General features: G+C 68.9%; 16 protein-coding genes. 10 read left to right on the forward strand and 6 right to left on the reverse strand.

The features are described 5' to 3' along the window. Positions 1-417 precede the first annotated feature (417 nt). Genes HOP12_00330 through tgt form a run of 4 tightly spaced genes read right to left on the reverse strand, consistent with a single transcriptional unit; the run spans position 418 to position 3,476 of the window. The gene (locus tag HOP12_00330) at positions 418-1,380 is read right to left on the reverse strand and encodes a methionyl-tRNA formyltransferase (protein NOT32597.1); all 963 of its coding nucleotides are present in this window, start codon (positions 1,378-1,380) and stop codon (positions 418-420) included. Further along, positions 1,377-1,928, reverse strand: coding sequence for a peptide deformylase (def, locus tag HOP12_00335; protein ID NOT32598.1), 552 nt, complete (start codon positions 1,926-1,928; stop codon positions 1,377-1,379). Before def ends, HOP12_00330 begins: the two co-directional genes overlap by 4 nt. Further along, positions 1,928-2,263, reverse strand: coding sequence for a preprotein translocase subunit YajC (yajC, locus tag HOP12_00340; protein NOT32599.1), 336 nt, complete (start codon positions 2,261-2,263; stop codon positions 1,928-1,930). Before yajC ends, def begins: the two co-directional genes overlap by 1 nt. 16 nt (positions 2,264-2,279) lie before the next feature. Next, positions 2,280-3,476, reverse strand: coding sequence for a tRNA guanosine(34) transglycosylase Tgt (tgt, locus tag HOP12_00345; protein NOT32600.1), 1,197 nt, complete (start codon positions 3,474-3,476; stop codon positions 2,280-2,282). A gap of 252 nt (positions 3,477-3,728) precedes the next feature. Here tgt and HOP12_00350 point away from each other — a divergent pair, with 252 nt between their 5' ends. From HOP12_00350 to HOP12_00380, 7 genes are all read left to right on the forward strand, one after another. Beyond that, on the forward strand, positions 3,729-6,140 hold the full coding sequence (locus tag HOP12_00350) for a TonB-dependent receptor (GenBank protein ID NOT32601.1): 2,412 nt from the start codon (positions 3,729-3,731) through the stop codon (positions 6,138-6,140). A gap of 75 nt (positions 6,141-6,215) precedes the next feature. Further along, on the forward strand, positions 6,216-6,599 hold the full coding sequence (gene acpS / locus HOP12_00355; GenBank protein ID NOT32602.1) for a holo-ACP synthase: 384 nt from the start codon (positions 6,216-6,218) through the stop codon (positions 6,597-6,599). Further along, on the forward strand, positions 6,596-8,122 hold the full coding sequence (locus tag HOP12_00360; protein ID NOT32603.1) for an acetyl-CoA carboxylase biotin carboxylase subunit: 1,527 nt from the start codon (positions 6,596-6,598) through the stop codon (positions 8,120-8,122). Before acpS ends, HOP12_00360 begins: the two co-directional genes overlap by 4 nt. After that, positions 8,119-8,637 carry a biotin/lipoyl-binding protein gene (locus tag HOP12_00365; GenBank protein ID NOT32604.1) on the forward strand — a complete coding sequence of 173 codons (519 nt, stop codon included), beginning with the start codon at positions 8,119-8,121 and terminating at the stop codon, positions 8,635-8,637. Before HOP12_00360 ends, HOP12_00365 begins: the two co-directional genes overlap by 4 nt. A 14-nt stretch (positions 8,638-8,651) precedes the next feature. After that, positions 8,652-10,271 carry a methylmalonyl-CoA mutase gene (locus HOP12_00370; GenBank protein ID NOT32605.1) on the forward strand — a complete coding sequence of 540 codons (1,620 nt, stop codon included), beginning with the start codon at positions 8,652-8,654 and terminating at the stop codon, positions 10,269-10,271. Continuing rightward, positions 10,268-10,711, forward strand: coding sequence for a methylmalonyl-CoA epimerase (gene mce / locus HOP12_00375; GenBank protein ID NOT32606.1), 444 nt, complete (start codon positions 10,268-10,270; stop codon positions 10,709-10,711). The genes HOP12_00370 and mce overlap by 4 nt, the downstream gene beginning before the upstream one ends. 433 nt (positions 10,712-11,144) lie before the next feature. Then, positions 11,145-14,642 carry a choice-of-anchor D domain-containing protein gene (locus tag HOP12_00380; protein NOT32607.1) on the forward strand — a complete coding sequence of 1,166 codons (3,498 nt, stop codon included), beginning with the start codon at positions 11,145-11,147 and terminating at the stop codon, positions 14,640-14,642. Positions 14,643-14,652: 10 nt separating this feature from the next. On the opposite strand, the gene HOP12_00385 is transcribed toward HOP12_00380, so the two are convergent. Continuing rightward, positions 14,653-15,243 carry a hypothetical protein gene (locus HOP12_00385; GenBank protein ID NOT32608.1) on the reverse strand — a complete coding sequence of 197 codons (591 nt, stop codon included), beginning with the start codon at positions 15,241-15,243 and terminating at the stop codon, positions 14,653-14,655. 113 nt (positions 15,244-15,356) lie between these two features. Further along, complete coding sequence (locus tag HOP12_00390) at positions 15,357-15,974, reverse strand: class I SAM-dependent methyltransferase (GenBank protein ID NOT32609.1); 618 nt, start codon at positions 15,972-15,974, stop codon at positions 15,357-15,359. 17 nt (positions 15,975-15,991) lie between these two features. On the opposite strand from HOP12_00390, the gene HOP12_00395 reads away from it, so the two are divergent. From HOP12_00395 to HOP12_00405, 3 genes are all read left to right on the forward strand, one after another. Beyond that, complete coding sequence (locus HOP12_00395) at positions 15,992-16,663, forward strand: hypothetical protein (protein NOT32610.1); 672 nt, start codon at positions 15,992-15,994, stop codon at positions 16,661-16,663. Further along, positions 16,660-17,514, forward strand: coding sequence for an ABC transporter ATP-binding protein (locus HOP12_00400; protein ID NOT32611.1), 855 nt, complete (start codon positions 16,660-16,662; stop codon positions 17,512-17,514). Before HOP12_00395 ends, HOP12_00400 begins: the two co-directional genes overlap by 4 nt. Continuing rightward, positions 17,514-18,328: ABC transporter permease (locus HOP12_00405; protein NOT32612.1), on the forward strand; the 815-nt coding region annotated here is incomplete at its 3' end. The genes HOP12_00400 and HOP12_00405, both read left to right, overlap by 1 nt.

Below are 18,328 nucleotides of genomic sequence, written 5' to 3' on the forward strand. Positions count from 1 at the left end.
TTTCGGTGGCGCGCGGCGTCTCGGATACGCGCGGCCGCGTGGTGCGAAGCTCGGTGCTGCGCGATCGCGGTGACGCGGTGCGCGGCTCCGCGGTTCGGCTTCGAGGGGTACGCGGCTCGAGGCCCGCACGCGGCGAAGCGCTGCGCGTGAGAGTCGTGCGCTTGATGGGCGCACGCGTCGAGGTGCCACGCGTAGCGCTGCCGCGCGTGGCAGGGCCGCGCGTGGTGGTGGCTCGGGTGGTGGTGGCTCGAGTGCCGGCGCTGCGAGTCGAGCTGCTGCGTGGCGCGGCACTCGCGCTCGCGCGGCGCGGCGCGGCCGCGCGGTCGCGCTTCGGCGCAGCACGTCCGGCGGGTTTCGCCGCACGGGGCTTCGATGCACCCGCACGAACGGGCTTGCTGCGTACCGCCTTCTTGGTCGTCACGACTGAACCTCCTCCATCCTTCTCATCTTCGACCCCGGAGCGATGCGCGCCCCATGCGCCCAATCGGCCGCAGCCATCTCGGCGCGCCCCTCGGGTTTCACTCGTTCGAGCCGCAGCACTCCGCGGCCGCACAGCACTCGCACGCCATCACGATCCACGGCCACCACCTGCCCGGGCTCGCCCGCGTGCTCCAAAACGTCGATCGGAGTCGCCCGCGTCACCACCAGCCGGCGCCCCGCTCCCTCCGTGAAGGCTCCCGGCCACGGAGTGACCGCGCGCGCTCGGTTCCACAACGCGATCGCGTCGAGCGTCCAGTCCATCGCGCCATCGCGCTTCTTGAGCTTGCGCGCATAGCTTCCGGCGGTGCGATCCTGCGGCGCGCGTGCAGCGTTGCCGGCGTGCGCGGCCAGCAGACTCTCGGCCAGCAGTGGCGCGCCGACGTTTGCGAGCCGCGTCGCGAGCGAGCCCGCGTCATCTTCGGCGCGGATCGGTTCGCAGCGCTGCAGGATCAGATCACCGGTGTCGATGCCCTCGTCCATCCACATCGTGGTGACGCCGGTCATCGCCCGCCCGTCCCACAGCGCGCGCTGTACCGGCGAGGCGCCACGGTAGTCGGGCAGCAGCGAGCCGTGCAGATTGATGCAGCCGAGCCGTGGTGCCGCGAGCAGCTCGGCCGGCAGGATCGCGCCGAACGCCACCACCGCCGCCAGATCGGGGGCGGCGGCTCGCACGCGCGCCAGTGTTTCCGCAGTGCGGGCGTCCGCGGGCTTGTAGATCTCGCGCACACCGATACGCGCCGCAGCGGTTGCGACCTCGGACTCCGCCAGCGCGAGTCCCCGCCCCTTCGGGCGGTCGGGCTGCGTCACCACCAGCGTGACATCGCATGCCTCGGCCACCGCTTCCAGCGCAGGAACCGCGAACGCGGGCGTGCCCATGAACACCACGCGCGGACGACTCACCCGAGCCCCTCGCCGCGTTCATGCTGCGGATAGCCATCCGGCATCTCGCCGCGCTTGAGCCCCTCGAGCTTGCCGCGCAGGAACTGGCGCCGCAGCGGCGAGAGCCGGTCGATGAACAGCACGCCGTCGAGATGATCGACCTCGTGCTGAATCGCACGCGCCAGGTAGCCGGACGCTTCGAAGTCGAGCGGTCGACCGTGTTCGTCGAGCCCCTTCACACGCATGCGCGTGGCGCGCTTCACCTCGTCGTAGACGCCCGGAATCGACAGGCAGCCTTCTTCGCCCCCTTCGCTTCCCGAGCGTTCCGAAAGCTCGGGATTGATCAGCGCGAAGCGCGCGCGCGTCTCATCGTCGAGCGGCAGGTCGATGACGAGCAAGCGGTGCGGGATGCCTACCTGCGGAGCTGCGAGACCGACCCCGTTGTACGCGACCATGGTCTCGTACAGGTCGGCGACCAGCTCGCGCAGGGCGTCGTCGAATTCGGTGACCGGTCGAGCGCGTTCGCGCAACACCGGATCGCCATAAATGCGGATCGAACGAATCGACACTACTTGCCCTCCTCCGCAAGCACCTGAACCACCGCCGACTTGGAGAACTCGAGCTTCACGTCGTCGGCGACGCGCAGCACGGCCTTGTTGTCATCGATGCCGACAACGGTTCCGAACAGGCCGCCGGTGGTGAGCACGCGATCGCCCTTCTTCAGGTTCTTCAGCATCTTCTCGGCGTCCTTCTGGCGCTTCTGCTGCGGGCGGATCAGCAGGAAGTAGAGAATCAGGAAGATCGGGACGAACTGGAGCACCTGAATGAGGATCGCCATCTTGGGATCGGCGGCCTTGGCGGCACCGCCGGCAGCCTGAGCGAAGGCATCGGTCCACAGGAACATCGTCGCGGGTTTCCTTCTAGAGAGTCGGGCCCGCCGTCACCGGACGGCCGTCCGGGTCGGGGTCGAGCGCCGTGGCGAGGGTGTCGCCGCTGCGAAATCTTTCCAAGTACTGCGCGCGAAACGCGGCGAAGCGTCCCGCGAGAATCGCCTCGCGCGCTTCAAGCGCGAGTTGCACCATCTGATGAACGGCATGCAGCGATGCGAGCCGCGGTCCCAGCAACTCGTCACTTGCGAACAGGTGTCGCAGGTAAGCGCGGCTGAAGTTTCGACACGTGTAGCAATCACATTCCAGGTCGAGCGGTCGCGGATCGCGGGCGTACGCCGCGTTCTTGACCACCAGCCTCCCGCTCGAAACGAACACCGTCCCGCGCCGGGCGTTACGGGTCGGCAGCACGCAGTCGAACATGTCGACCCCGCGCGCCACCGCTTCGATCACGTCGACCGGGTGACCGACCCCCATCAGATAGCGCGGCTTCGCGGCCGGGAACTCCGCGCAGTCGCGCTCCACCATTTCGAGCGACAGCGAACGGCTCTCGCCCACCCACAGGCCGCCGAGCGCGAAGCCGTCGAACGGCATCGCTCCGAGCTGCTCGAAGCAACGCCGCCGCTGGTTCGCGTCGGTGCCGCCCTGGTTGATTCCGAACAATGCCATCGCGCCGCGGCCCTCGCCGCGCAGCCGCTCGCGCTCCTCGAGTCCGCGCCGCGCCCACCGAAGCGTGCGATCGACTGCGTCGCTCACCACCGCCGGCTCGGCCGGCAGCTCCACCAGTTCGTCAAATGACATCGCGATGTCCGTGCCGAATCCATCCTGAATTCGGATCGAGTCTTCGGGCCGCATGAAGTGCCGGCTGCCATCGAGATGCGACCGGAACTCCACCCCTTCGTCGGTGACCTTGCGAAGTTCCGACAGGCTCATGACCTGGAAGCCGCCGCTGTCGGTGAGGATCGCGCCGTTCCAGCTCATGAAGCGATGCAGCCCGCCGAGTTCCCGTACCGTGTCGACGCCGGGTCTCAGGTACAGGTGATACGTATTGCCGAGCAGAATCCGGGCGCCGGTCGCCGCCACCTCGTCGGGGGTCAGCGTCTTGACCGTGGCCTGGGTTCCGACTGGCATGAACACCGGCGTGCGCACTTCGCCGTGAAGCGTGCGCAGCGTGCCGGCGCGAGCCGTCGTCTGGGTGTCGGTGGCTTCGAGTTCGTAGGTCAGGGCCATGGAGGCCGCGTCGTTCGATCGAGGCGCCTCACCATGGCTGGCGGGCGCGGGGCGCCGGTCGGACCCAAGTCCAACTGCGGCGTAACGTTCGGGCGGGAACACTAGGGAGCCGCGGCGAGGGCGTCAAGCGGGTCGAGACCCGCCGGCGGACCTTGACGCTGCACCCGAACCGACGCCAGTGTGCCCCAACGGCCGGGCGCCTGACACCCGGCCGAGCGCGTTTCCAGCGCTCGCGCCGACCGGAGGCCGCACGTGTCGTCGCTTTCGACTCTGCTCACGCTGATGCTCACGAGCTGCTCCTGCCCGCAACTCTCGCTCGCGTTGGCGTGGACCGCCTTCGCGGCCGCCGACTCAGCGCGCGTGGTGCGCCAGATGGACTCGGTCGAGGTGCGGGCGCGACTGCTCGATCCGCGCTCGAGCCAGACGCTCCGCGTCGTTTCCTTCGCGGCCCTTCGCGGACTGCCGCTCGATCGGCTGGTGGACGCGATCGCGCTGCAGCCGGGCGTCGTCGTGACCGCCGACGGACTCTCGGTGCGCGGGGGCCGCGTCGGCACCTCCAGTACCTGGTTCGACGGAATGCCGCTCGACGAACCGATCCGCCACCGCATGATGGAAGTTCCGCTCGCGGCACTCGCGCGGGCGGAACTGGCGACCGGCGCGCTCGAGGCGCAAGAGGGCGCCACACTCGCCGGCACCTTGCGCCTCGAGCCACTGGAGCCCACGGCGACCTGGCGGGTGCGAGTCCTGTGGACTTCGGACGCACGAACCGGCACGCACTACGACCGTGCGAGCGGAGTGGTCGCGGGGCCGCTGGCCGCCGGCTTCGGGGCGGTCGCGGCCGCCGAGGGTCGGCTCGACGACACGTGGTTGCCGAATCTGCGCTCGCGCTCGCGCTCGCGCACCTCACTGCTGGGCGGTTCGTTCGGCTGGCGAGCGGACAACGCGGCTTCAGGCTCGCTTCGCATCGCGCCCATCGCGGGGCGTTCCGGGCCTCGACTTCATCTGCTCGCCACACGGCGGGTCGAGCTGCCGTTCGACCCCGGTTGGACGGTGAATGGCCCGGTGAACGATTGCATCGGCCCGTTGTGCGCCCAGGGGCCCGGGGTGGTGGACTCCGCGTCGGCGGACTACTTCTATCGCGCCGCGGATCACGTGCCGATCACCGACGACCGGCGACTCGCCGCGTTCTTCACCTGGGCGAGCGCCGAGACCCTGTCGCGCGTCTCGATGCGACTCGGCTGGAGCGCCACACACCGCATCACCTCGGTCGGCGGCGGGAACGACGACTCCTACCTCTTCGCGCGACAAGTCCCGCTCTACGGATATCCCGGCAGTCCCGCCGGTGATCCGTTCCTCGCCTACGGCGGCGACTGGCCGTTCTTCCGGCGCGAACTCACGCGATCGTGGCATGCGCGCGCCGACCTCGATCGATTCACCCGCCAGGGTCACCGCATCCGAGCGGGCCTCGGCGGGCGTTGGGATGATCTGAATCTGCGCGAGTGGGATCTCACCACGCTCGGCACCGGTGTGGATTCGCTGCGTGCGTTCGACACTTCGGCGCCCGGCGCGTTCGGATACGTTCAGTCGCGCTGGGCCTTCGAAGGCTTCGTGCTGAACGCGGGACTGCGCGGCGAGTGGTTCACGCCCGGCTCGGACGCCGAATCGCAGCCGATGCCCGGCCGGCCGGGCGGCTACTTTTCGCTCAGTCCGCGGATCGGGCTCGCGTATCCGATCTCGGATCGCGACGCGTTCTCGTTCGCCTACGCGAGACTTCAACAGGATCCGGCGCGAGACTTTCTCTACGATTCGCGCGGCCAGGTGGACTGGCGCACACCGCTCGGCAACGCCGGGATCGAACCCGCGACGGCGATCACCTACGAGGCCGCCCTTCAGCACGTGATCGGAGCCGGGTCGCGCGTGCAGATCGGCGTGTTCTATCGCGAGTGGTACGACGAGCCGGGCGCGCGCGCGATCGACGTGAGGAACCAGGGCCTCGGCTCACGCTTCGAGGGTGTGGATGCCGGCCACGCCGGCGGCGTCGAGGCGACGTTCAGCTGGAACGCGCGGTACGCACGCGGAGAGGTCACCTACACGATCATGGATGCGCGCGGCAACAGTTCGCTGGCGGAGGGATTCCCGGTCGGTCCGCGATTCGGGCCGCGGCCCGCGCCGATTCAGGACGCGCCGCTCGACTGGGACCGACGACATCAGCTCAATCTCTCGTTGCACCAGGCCGTGCATCGCTCGACCTCGATCGACGTCCATGCATGGATCGCGAGCGGCACGCCGTGGACCCCGCGCGAGCAGGGCGTGGCCGACATCGACGCGGGGGCAGTGAATTCGCGGCGCCTGCCGTGGACCGAGTCCACCGAGCTGGCGGTGCACACCACGCTGCCGCGTTTCGAGCGCTTCGCCGTGGGTCTCGAAGTCCGCAACCTATTCGACCATCGCGGCCCCGCTCGCGCCACGCTCGATGGCTTCCCGCATCCCGAGATCAACTCGCGACTCGACGACTACGGCGCGTTTCGCACCCAGACCGGGCTCGGTGGGGCGTTCTGGGACACCGGAAGCGGCTCCCAGCCGGCGGGCTGGGTGCGGGTGTTCGATCCGCGCCTCGATCAGGCTTCACGCACCGTGCGGATGCGGCTCGAGTTCACGTGGTGAACCGCGCGGCGCGCGCTTGACCCTGCGCTCGACCGCTCCATAGAGTCGCCGCTTCCCCACGCCCCGGAGAGTCTCGTGCCCGTTCGCGGCATCGGCATCGACATCGTCAAGGTGGAGCGCATCTCCGAGTCGCTCGAGCGCTTCGGCAAGCGCATGGAAGCGCGAATCTTCACCGTCGAAGAGCTCGACTACTGCCGCGGCCACAAGGATCCGCTCCCGCACCTGGCCGCGCGCTTCGCCGCCAAGGAAGCCGCTTCCAAGGCACTCGGCACCGGAATGAGCGCAGGCGTGGCGTTCAAACTGATCGAGGTCATCCAACCCGGCGGGCGCGTTCCCACACTGCGCTTTTTCGGCGCAGCACTCGAACGCTACGAGGCGCTCGGTTGCACCAGTTCGCACCTGTCCATCACCCACGACGGCGGCCTTGCGGTCGCGTGCGTGGTGCTGGAGGGCGCGTGAGCCCGGCGCGCTTCAAACGCGTGCTGATCGCGAATCGCGGTGAGATCGCGGTGCGCGTGATTCGCACGCTGCGCGAACTTGACATCACGTCGGTCGCGATCTTCAGCGAGCCCGATCGCGAGTCGCTGCACGTGCTGCTCGCCGACGAAGCCTACGGCGTGGGCGCCGGTCCGGCGCGCGAGAGCTATCTGAATCTCGAACGCGTGCTCGAGACCGCGAAGCGCGTGCGCGCGGATGCCATTCACCCGGGCTACGGTTTCTTCGCCGAGAACGCCGAGTTCGCACGCGCGTGCGCCGCGGCCGGCATCACGTTCATCGGGCCATCGCCCGAGACCATCGACGGACTCGGCGACAAGCTCGCCGCACGCGCAGCCGCGGCGGCGGCCGGCGTTCCGATGGTGCCGGCGTCCCGCGGCGCGGTCGATTCGCTCGTAGCGGCCGCAGAAGCCGCGGGCGCGATCGGTTTTCCGGTCATGCTCAAGGCCGCGGCCGGCGGCGGCGGCAAGGGCATGCGGGTGGTGCGCAGCGCCGACGAGTTGAGCGCCGCTTGGGAAGTCACGCGTGGCGAAGCGCGCAGTGCGTTCGGCGACGAGCGTGTCTACCTCGAGCGATTCGTCGAGCGGCCCCGCCACGTCGAGGCACAAATCCTCGCCGACGCGGACGGTCGCGTCCACTTCCTCGGCGAGCGCGAGTGCTCGGTGCAGCGCCGCCACCAGAAGCTGCTCGAGGAAACACCTTCGCCCGCCTTCGACGCGAAGACGCGTGCCGCATTCGGCGCCGCGGCCTGCAAGGTGGCGAAACAGGTCGGCTATCGGAACGCCGGAACGGTCGAGTTCATCCTCGACGAGCAGGGATGCTTTTACTTCCTCGAGGTCAACACGCGGCTGCAGGTGGAACATCCCGTGACCGAAATGGTGACCGGGCTCGACCTGGTGGCGGAACAGATCCGCGTCGCCGAGGGACGCGCGCCGTCGTTCGGCGACCAGCCGCCCGAACCGCGCGGCTGGTCGATGGAAGCGCGAATCATCGCCGAGGATCCGTCGCGCAATTTCCTGCCCTCGGTCGGCCGCATCGAGCGTCTGCGCCTGCCCCAGGGCCCCGGAGTTCGAAACGACGCCGGCATCTACCGCGGCTACACCGTGCCGATGTTCTACGACTCGCTGCTCTCCAAGCTGATTGTGTGGGGCAGCGACCGCGAGCAGGCTCGCAGGCGGCTGCTGCGCGCGATCGACGAGTTCGTACTCGATGGACCTCGCCACAACCTGACCTTTCACCGCTGGCTCGCCTCGCACCCGGAATTCGTGGCAGGCCGATTGAGCACGCGCTTTCTCGACGAGCACTTCTCGGCCGCGTCACTCGCCCCGTCGGCCGCCGATCTCGAAGTGGCGACGGTCGCGGCCGCACTGCACGCGCGCGAAGAGCGCCTCGCCGTCGGATTGCCGGAGCGCGATGGCGTCGAGAGCAGTTCGGTGCGCTCGGCCTGGCGCTGGGGTGCTCCGGCCACGCGCGGGAGAACGCGATGAAGTTCTGGGTCACGCTCGAAGGGCGCGACGCCGAGGTCGAGTTCCGCACCGACGGAGATCGGCTGCTGCTCGACGTCGAGGGCCGTCACCTCGAGGCCGACTTTCGGCGGCTGCAAGACGGCGAGGTCTACTCGCTGTTGATCGAGGGCCGCTCCTACGAAGTGCGCGTGGCACAGCCCGAACGCGGGCGGCTCGACGTGACGCTCGGCGGCCGCCTGCTGCCGGTCGAAGTGAGGCACCCGCTCGAGAAACGCCTGCAGGCCGCACAGCAGGCGGCCGGAGTGAGCGCAGGTGAAACCGTGAACGCGCCCATGCCGGGGCTGGTGGTCGCGGTGCGCGTGAAGCCCGGCGATCGCGTCGAGGCGGGACAATCGGTGGTGGTCGTCGAAGCCATGAAGATGCAGAACGAACTCACCGTGCGGCACGCCGGCATCGTCAAGGATGTGCTGGTCGCCGAGCGCGCGTCGGTGAGCGCGGGACAGGCGCTCGTCAAGATCGGTCCGGTGCCGGCGTGAAGAAGCGCCGCGCAATGAAATCGGCCACGAAGAAGTCGACGCGTCCATCGGCGCCCGAAGCGCGCGTCACGACCTCGGGCATTCCACTCGCGCCGCTCTACGAGGCCGCGCAGCAACCGCGCGATCTCGCGCGGCGACTCGGGCGCCCGGGCGAAGCCCCGTTCACGCGCGGCATCCACCCGTCGATGTATCGCTCGCGGGTGTGGACGATGCGGCAGTACGCGGGCTTCGGTAGCGCGCGGCAGACCAACGAGCGCTTCCGCTACCTGCTCGCGCAGGGGCAGACCGGGCTCTCGGTCGCGTTCGATCTGCCGACCCAGATGGGCTACGACTCCGACCACGCACTGGCGCGCGGCGAAGTCGGCAAGGTCGGAGTGGCGATCTCGTGTCTCGCCGACATGGAAGCGCTGCTCGACGAACTGCCGCTCGATCGCGTCACCACTTCAATGACGATCAACGCGACCGCGCCGCTGCTGCTCGCGTTCTATGTGGCGGTCGCCGACGCGCGCGGCACTCCTCGCGTTTCGCTCGGCGGCACGGTTCAGAACGACGTGTTGAAGGAATACATCGCGCGCGGCACGTACATCTATCCGCCGGCGTCCAGCCTGCGGCTCATCACCGATCTGTTCGAGTTCACCGCCCGCGAGCTGCCGCAGTGGAACAGCATCTCGGTGAGCGGTTATCACATGCGGGAGGCGGGAGCCACCGCGGTGCAGGAGGTCGCGTTCACGCTCGCGAACGGGCTTGCCTATCTGGGCGCGGCGCACACGCGCGGACTCGACGTGGCGCAGATCGCCCGCCGGATCTCGTTCTTCTTCAACGCGCACAACCACCTGTTCGAAGAGGCGGCCAAGTTCCGCGCCGCACGCCGGCTGTGGGCGTTGCTGCTGCGCGAGCGATTCGGCGTGAAAGACCCCGAAGCGCTCAAGCTGCGCTTCCATACTCAAACCGCGGGCTCGATGCTGACCGCGCAGCAGCCGCTCAACAACGTGGTGCGCACGACGGTGCAGGGCCTCGCCGCGATTTTCGGCGGCACCCAGTCGCTGCACACCAACTCCTACGACGAGGCACTCGGACTCCCATCGCAGGAGGCCGCATTGCTCGCCCTGCGAACCCAACAGGTGATGGCGCACGAAAGCGGCGTGACCGACACCGTCGATCCGCTCGCGGGTTCGTATTTCGTCGAGGCGCTCACGGCCGAGGTCGAGACGCGCGCGCGCGCGCTGATCGAGAAGATCGATCGCATGGGCGGCATGATCCCCGCGATCGAGACTGGCTGGGTGCAGCAACAGATCCACGAGGCCGCCTACCGCTGGCAGCGCGAGGTCGAGGCTGGCGAGCGGGTGATCGTCGGCGTGAACCGCTTCGCCGACGACGCTCCGGCCGCCTCGCCCCCCTTCAAGCCCGACGGCCGCGTCGAGCGCGAGCGCACCGCGTTCCTGGCGCAGTGGCGCGCCGAGCGTGACCGTGCCGCGTGCGATGCGGCACTCGCGCGGCTCGAACGCGGCGCACTCGGCACCGACAATCTGGTCCCGCCGATCCTCGCCGCGCTCACCGCTCACGCGACGCTCGGCGAGGTGTGCGACACCCTGCGCCGTGTGTTCGGCGTGCATCGCCCCGGAGCTTCGACGTGAGTTCCAGGCCCACACCTCGCGATCCAGCATCGGGGTCGCGCCTCTCCCACATCGCCATCGCGACTCCGAACGCCGACGCGCTCGCGAAGACGCTCGTAAAGGCGCTCGGCGGCCAACCCGCCGGTGAGGAGTTGCTCGACGCGGGGGCGCTGCGCGTGGTGTTCGTGCGGGTCGGCACCGTGATGTTCGAGCTGCTCGAGCCCCGCTCGCCCGAGCACACGGTGGCGCGGTTCATCGAGAAGCGCGGTGCGGGACTGCATCACGTGAGCCTCGAGGTGCCCGACGTCCAGCGTGCGCTCGACGTCGCTCGCGCCGCCGGAGCCGAAGCGATCGACTCGGCTCCGCGGCCTGGAGCGCATGGGTCCAAGGTGGCATTCCTGCACCCGAAGAGCTTCGGCGGCGTGCTGTTCGAGGTTTCGGAGCCCGGCGAAGAGGCGTAGCGATTTCACCATGCGCCTCTGAAACTTCTTCGTGCCGCTTCGACGGCCCGACCCCGAACGCGCGCCACAGCTGGGGCAAGCTCAAGCCCTCGTATCGCTGAATCCCCCAGCCGCGCCGGCGGACAACTCGAGGCATCGTGCGGAGTGCCACGTTCGGGGCACTCCGCATTTTCGTTTCATGACCGGTCAACGGTTTATGCGGTCGAACGGGGGCGCGTCCCTGGCCGGGCATTTCGGTCCGATTCCTGCTCTAGACGAAGGTGGGACAGCTCTTTCTCGCTCGTATGGCCTGCGCCGCGGTCGCGGTGGCGGGCAGCGCGCCGTGACCTTCGACCCCCCAGGGCCTGAATCCATGCGTCCGACGCACGACTTCGCTGATTCAATCGACGGTTGCCGGCCGGGCCTGCGGGCCCGCCCGATCGTGTCGATTTTCTTGACGCTTCTCGCGCTCACGACCCTTCGACTGCAGGCGTCGGCCGACACCGCGCTGTACCGCGTGAATTGCGGCGGCCCCGCGGTCGCGGCGCTCGACGGCGGCCCGGGGTGGACCAGCGACACCGCAGGCGCCGGCGCCTCGCCCTACACGAATGCCACCGCGACCGGCGACAACGTGTTCGGCTCGAGCGCCACGATTCAGCCCCCGCATGCATCGGTCCCCGCTTACGTGCCGCTCGCGGTGTTCGCCGATGAGCGCTGGGATCCCGGCACCGCCCCCGAGATGCAGTGGGAGTTCCCGGTGCCGAACGGCACCTATCGCGTGAACCTGATGTTCACCGAAGCCTATGAGGGCACGCAGTTCGTCGGCGCGCGCCGCATCGACGTGGCATGCGAAGGCGTGGTGAGGCTCGACGACTTCGACAGCTACGCAGCGTTCGGCGGCTACACACCCGGGATGGAGTCGTTCATCGCAACGGTCTCGGACGGCGGACTCTCGCTCGAACTGCGTCACACCGCTTTCGACGATCCCGCGATCCGCGGAATCGAAGTCGTCACGCTCAGTGCCAGCGGCGTGCTCGCGCCGTCGTCCGGCAGCGTCGGATTCGGGACCATCGTAGTCGGTCAGACCTCGGTGCCGCACCAGGTGGTACTCACGAATCTCGGCGCCCCGGGTGATCCGACTCTGACGATCTCGGGCATCACGAACAGCGGACCGTTCGCCCACACGCTCACGTCGCAGTCGCTGGCGCCGGGTCAGAGCCGCGCGTTCAATGTGACGTTTTCGCCACTCGCCGCAGGAGCCGCCACGGGGTCGATCGAGATCGCACACGACGGCAACGACTCGCCGTTGACGATCGCGCTGAATGGTCAGGGCACCAGCACACCGGTGATCAGCTTCGGCAAGACGGTGCTGACCGGCACGGTGCTCACCAATCCGACCTCACTTCAGTTCGGCCCCGACGGCCGGCTGTACGTCGCGCAGCAGAACGGGCTGATCCGCATCTACGGGGTCGCCCGCAGCGGCCCGAATCAGTACGCGGTCACCAGTACCGAGACGATCTTCAGCGTTCAGGCGCTTCAGAACCACGACGACGACGGCAGCGTGAACTCGGGGCTAGAGACTCGGCTCGTGACCGGACTGCTGGTGACCGGGACCGCGACCAACCCGGTGATCTACGTGACCTCGTCGGATCCGCGCATCCACGTGGCGGGCGACATCAATCTCGATACCAACTCGGGCATCCTGACGCGCCTGAGCTGGAACGGCGCGAGCTGGGACCATCTCGACCTGGTGCGCGGCTTCCCGCGCTCCGAGAACGATCACGCCACCAACGGAATGGCTCTCGACGTCGCCAACCAGCGCCTCTACCTGGCGCAGGGCGGCAACACGAACATGGGCGCTCCGTCGAACAACTTCTCGTTCCTGCCCGAGTACGCACTCGCCGGCGCGATCCTGTCGGTCGACCTGGCCGCGATCGGCAACACCACCTACGACCTGCCGACCCTCAACGACGAGGATCGCGCCGGCGTCAACGACGCGAACGATCCGTTCGGCGGCAACGACGGCAAGAATCAGGCGCGACTGGTACCCGGCGGTCCGGTGCAGGTGCACTCGCCCGGGTGGCGCAATCCGTTCGACCTGGTCGTGCATTCGAGCGGCCGGCTGTACGCGATCGACAACGGTCCCAACGCCGGCTGGGGCGGCCCGCCGATCGGCGAAGGCCCCGGCAGCGGCTGCACCAACGCCGACAACGACAACAACAGCGCGACGCTGGTCGACAACCTGCACCTGATTCCGGCCGCCGGGTTCTACGCCGGGCACCCCAATCCGACGCGCGCGAGCACCGCGAACACCTTCAACGCGACGATTCCGCAGTCGCCGGTCGCGTCCGGCAATCCGGTCGAGTGCGAATACCTGGAGCCGGGCGTTCCGGTCGCCAGTGGCGGTGACGGCGCACTCGCGACCTGGAACTTCTCGACCGACGGCATCGTCGAGTATCGCGCTTCGAACTTCGCCGGCCAGATGCAGGGCGATCTGCTCGCCGGCAGCTTCAACAACTCGGTCGAGCGCGTGGCGCTGAGCGTGAACGGCGACAGCACGCGTCTGGTGCAGACGCTGTTCTCGAATGTCGGCAACACGCCGCTCGACGTGACCGCGCAGGCCGATGCCGACACCTTCCCCGGCACCATCTGGGTGGCGGAGTTCATCGACAACCAGATCATCGTGTTCGAGCCCACCGACTACGAAGGTGGCGGCTTCGTGTGCGACGGAACTGACAACCCGGCGCTCGACGAAGATGGCGACGGCTACGACAACGCCGACGAAATCGACGGCAGCTCGAACCCGTGCTCGGCCGCCGACCTGCCGGCCGACTTCGACCACGATTTCACTTCGGACTTGAACGATCCTGACGACGACGACGACGGCATCCTCGACATCGCGGACGCGTTCGCGCGCGACGCCACGAACGGGGCCGCGACGTTGCCGATCGAATACAGCTGGGATGCCGGCAGCCCCGGCTTCGGATTCTTCGGGCTCGGGTTCACCGGGCTGATGGTCGACGGCACGACCGACTACCTCGCGATGTACGACCCGGTGCTGATCACCGCCGGTGGTGCGGCCGGCAAGTTCACGGTCGACGCGGTGACGGCCGGCGACGCACTGGGAGCACTCGACAACCAGCGCTACGCGTTTCAGTTCGGCATCGCCACCACCAGCGCGACGGGTCCGTTCCGCGTGCGTTCGCGGGTTTCGTCGCCGTACTTCGGCGGGCTTGCACCGTCCGGCTCCCAGTCACTCGGCATCGTGATCGGCGATGGCGGCGACGACGACTACCTGAAGCTGGTGCTGACCGGCGATGCAGGTTCCCCGGCGCTCGAGGTGGTGCACGAAGTCGCCGGAGTGGTCATCTCGACGCTCTACCCGGCGCCCGGCTTTCTCGCCGGCACCGGCGTCGATCTCCTGCTCGACGTCGACCCCTCGTCGGCCACCGTGCAGCCGCGCGCCGGCATGTTCGGTCAGCCGGACGCGGCGCTCGGCGCGCCCATCGTGCTGGCGCCCGGCTCGGCGCTTCACGCCGCGGTGACCGGCGCGCCGCCCCTTGCGGTCGGCGTGATCGCCACCTCGCGTGGTGCGGCGCCGTTCTCGGCCACCTGGGACTTCTACGACGTGCTCCCGATCGCGCTGGTCGGCGTCGAGCGCCCGTCGCAGCCGCTCGCGCTCCGCCTGCTGCCGTCGTTCCCGAACCCCGCAGTGGGCGGCACCACGCTGCGCTTCGAGCTGCCGAGGAGCGCGCACGTGCGGCTGGCGGTGTTCGATGTGAGCGGCGCTCGCATGCGCACGATCGAGGACGGCGAGCGCAGCGCGGGTGCTCACGCGCTGCGCTGGGATGGCCGTGATGAACGCGGCCGCTCGCTGCCGGCCGGAATCTACTTCGGACGTCTCGAGGTCGACCGCGAGGTCCGCACCCAGAGGATCGCCGTCATCCGGTGAGCCGTGTGACTCACCGATAGCGCGACTTGAGCTGCCCCCATGTCGACGGCTGGGTCGCGGTCGTGCACTCGATGGGCTCCGCCGAGATGCGCGTGCTACGAGTCACGATGCGCGTGCAGTCATCGGGCAACCCGAAGCAGTCCGCAGGTGGTTCGTAGTGAGTGTTGATCGTCGTGATGACGACCATCGTTTCACCCGTTCGAGTGCCCTGGGTGTGATAAGTGAACTGAGCCTCGCAATCCCCGAACATCGAGCTGCCGTTGCAGGTGATGTCGATCGTGGTGCCGGTCACCGTACCGGTGCAATCGTAGTTGCCGATGCCGGTGGTGTCGGGGTCGACCGAAGTCCCGGTGCACAGCGTGTCGAGAAACGAATCGGTGCTGGACGGGATCAGCGGGTTGCATCCGGTGTACAACGAGTCCTCGACCTGCCATACGCCCGCCCACGCGGCCGGAATCGTATTGCCGCCTCCCAGCACCTTCACAGCGGTCAGCCAGCGAATCGCGTGGATGGGAGCCGCGGGGGTGGGCGCCGCGTGCAGCAGGCACGGGACGAGCAGGCATCCGAAAAGTACGGCCGAAACGAGTCGCAACTGCTTCATGAGCCCTCTCCTTTGAGCGAGTTGGCCGGGGGCCGAGGACCGGCAGCACACGGAAAGCTTGGCCGCAGACGTCCAGGGCCGACACTCTACTAGACGACGCTCGAACCGCCGCGTCACACGCCGGAGGCGACGGGGCGCGGCCGCCGCGCCACCACCTGAACCACGTCCGAAGTTCCGTTGTGACAGCGACCTTCATGGATCTCGCGGGTGTGCTCGCGCGCTACCTCGAACTCGAGCCCGTCGAGCTCGCGCCGCAGATCCGCCAGAGTCGGGAAGCGATCGCCATCCGGGGGCCCGCCGGTCGCCCGCTCGAGCTGGCTCGGTGTGTAGGCCTCGATCACCAGCACGCCACCCGGTGCCAGGCCGCGCGCCGCCGCGCGGTGCATGGCCTCGCGCAGCGGGCGCTCCACCTGCACCCACACCGAGACGATTCCGGCCCACGCCGCTTCGGCGATCGCGTAATCCTCGAGGTCCGCGCACTCGGTCACGATCCGCACGCCGCGCTCGAGCGCGAGGCGCTCTGCGGCCGCGAGCCCGACCGGGGACAGATCCATCGCCGTGACGCGGTGTCCGCGGCCCGCAAGGTAGACCGCGTTGCGCCCCTGGCCCTCGGCCAGGCACAGCACCGCCCCCGGCGGAATGAGGTCCGCGACCTCGACGACGAAGTCATTGGGCTCGAAGCCGAACGGCGACTCGGACTCCGAGTAACGCTGATCCCACTTCTCGCGCATGTGGCATCCTAGCCGGCGTGACGAACGAATCTCAACGCGCCTCGGCGCCTCGCGTGTTCGTGAACTCGCGTCCCGGCCGCGACTGGAACACCTGCGGACAGGCGGCGATCGCCACGGTGCTCGCCGCTCACTTTCGCGCGACGCCCGACCTGGCGCCGGGTGTGGCGTCCACGCGTTCCGGGGTGCTTCCGTTCGAGGTCGCGCCCGCCGACGCCACGCGAGTGCTTCCGCGTCTGGCCGGAACGGACGGCGAAGTGATCGACGCGATCATGACCGTTCATCCCCCGGATCTACCGTTCGGCGCCGGAACCACCGCCTTTCGTCTGGCTTCCGCACTGCGTGCCCATGGCTTACACGTACAAAGGATCCACGCGGGGCCGTTGGGATTCGGCGCCTCGCGCTCACTCGAAACCCTGCGGGCCGCGCTCGCGAGGAGGCTTCCGGTGCCGGTGCTGGTGGATGCGGGTCGATTCGGGGGTCGCGCCTATGAGGCGCACTGGGCGATCGCGCTGGCCGATGAAGGCGAGTGGCTGCGCTTCGGCAATCTCTCGCAGCCGGTGCGCCGTCCGCTGGGCGAGTTCCTGCGCGCGTGGGCGTGCCGGCACCTGCCGTGGCCGTTCAACTACTGCGCGGTGATCGCGGAGGCGCCGGCGGGCGCGCGCTCACCCGCGGCAGCGGAGCCTGCATGATCCAGCTCCGCGAGGTGCGCAAGAGCTACGGCACGACCGTGGCAGTGGACGGCGTCTCGTTCGACGTGCGCGCGGGCGAGATCTTCGGCCTGCTGGGCCCCAACGGGGCCGGCAAGTCCACCACGGTCGCGCTCATGATCGGGCTGCTCGCTCCCGACTCCGGCACGGTTCGTATCTGCGTGGGTGCGGCCGCCGGAGCACCCACCGACGCGCGGTTCCGCGCTGCGGTCGGGGTGGCGCCGCAGTCGATCGCGCTCTATGACGACCTCTCGGCGACCGAGAACCTCGAGTTCTTCGGCCGCATGCAGGGGCTCCGGGGTGCGGCGCTCAAGGATGGCGTCGAGCGAGCGCTCGCGTTCGTGGGCCTCGGGGACCGTCGTCGCGATCGCGTGAAGACGTTCTCGGGCGGCATGCAGCGGCGGCTCAACATGGCCGCGGCACTGGTGCACGAGCCGCAACTGCTGCTGCTCGACGAGCCGACGGTCGGTGTCGATCCGCAGTCCCGCAACGCCATCCTCGACAACATCCTCGCGCTCAAGCGTGCGGGCCGCACGGTCGTGTACACCACCCACTACATGGAGGAAGCCGAGCGGCTGTGCGACCGGGTCGGGATCATGGACCACGGCAAGCTGCTGGCGCTCGACTCGGTCTCGCAGCTCATCGCGACGCACGGTGGTGCGAGTGCCGTGGTGTTCGAGAACGGCGGCCCCGACGAACGCGTCGAAACCGCGGATCCGTTTCAAGTCCTGTCCGAGCGGCGCAGCGCCGGAACGCTCGGGCGCTTTCGAGTCGAACGGCCCGATCTCGAAAGCGTGTTCCTGCACCTGACCGGCCGGCAGTTGAGGGACTGATGGACACCCTGCTCGCGATGGTGGCGAAGGACTTCAAGCTGCTGCTGCGTGATCGCATGGGGGGCTTCTTCACATTCGGCTTTCCGATCGTGATGGCGATCTTCTTCGGCACGCTGTTCTCGGGCGGCTCCTCGAGCGGTCCGGCCGGCGGCATCAAGCTGGCGGTCGTCGACGAAGACACCACCACGGTCTCGCGCACCTTCGCCGACTCGCTCGCCGCTTCGCCCGAGTTACGCGTCACCCGCATGACGCTCGCCGAGGCCGAGAACGCCGTGAAACTCGGACGCCAGACCGCGTTCGTGCGGCTGCCGAGCGGCTTCGGTGCCGCGCGCGGCCGCACGTTCGCGGGTGGCGGCCCCGAGGTCGAACTGGGCATGGATCCGTCGCGTCGCGCCGAGAGCGGCATGCTGCAGGGCGTACTCATGAAACGCGCCGCGCGCGACACCTTCATGCAAAGCAACGCTTCGAAGCGGCCGACCGGAAGCACGGGTGCGGCCGGCGGCTTCGAGCCGCTGCGCTTCAGGAGCCGCGACATCGCACGCCAGGTCAAAGGCCCGCGCAACGCCTACGAGATCAGCTTTCCGCAGGGCGTGATGTGGGCGGTGGTGTCGTGCGCGCTCGGCTTCGCGCTCGGCCTCGTCAACGAGCGCCAGCGCGGCACGCTGATCCGACTGCGGGTCGCACCGCTCGAGCGCTGGCGCATCCTGGGCGGCAAAGCGCTCGGGTGCTTCCTCACCATCCTCATGCTCGCGTCGGTGGTGCTGCTGGTTGGCCGGCTCGGCTTCGGCGTGCGCCCCGCCTCGTTCCCGCTGCT

It is taken from the genome of Candidatus Eisenbacteria bacterium (assembly GCA_013140805.1).
Classification (GTDB): Bacteria; Eisenbacteria; RBG-16-71-46; order RBG-16-71-46; family RBG-16-71-46; genus JABFRW01.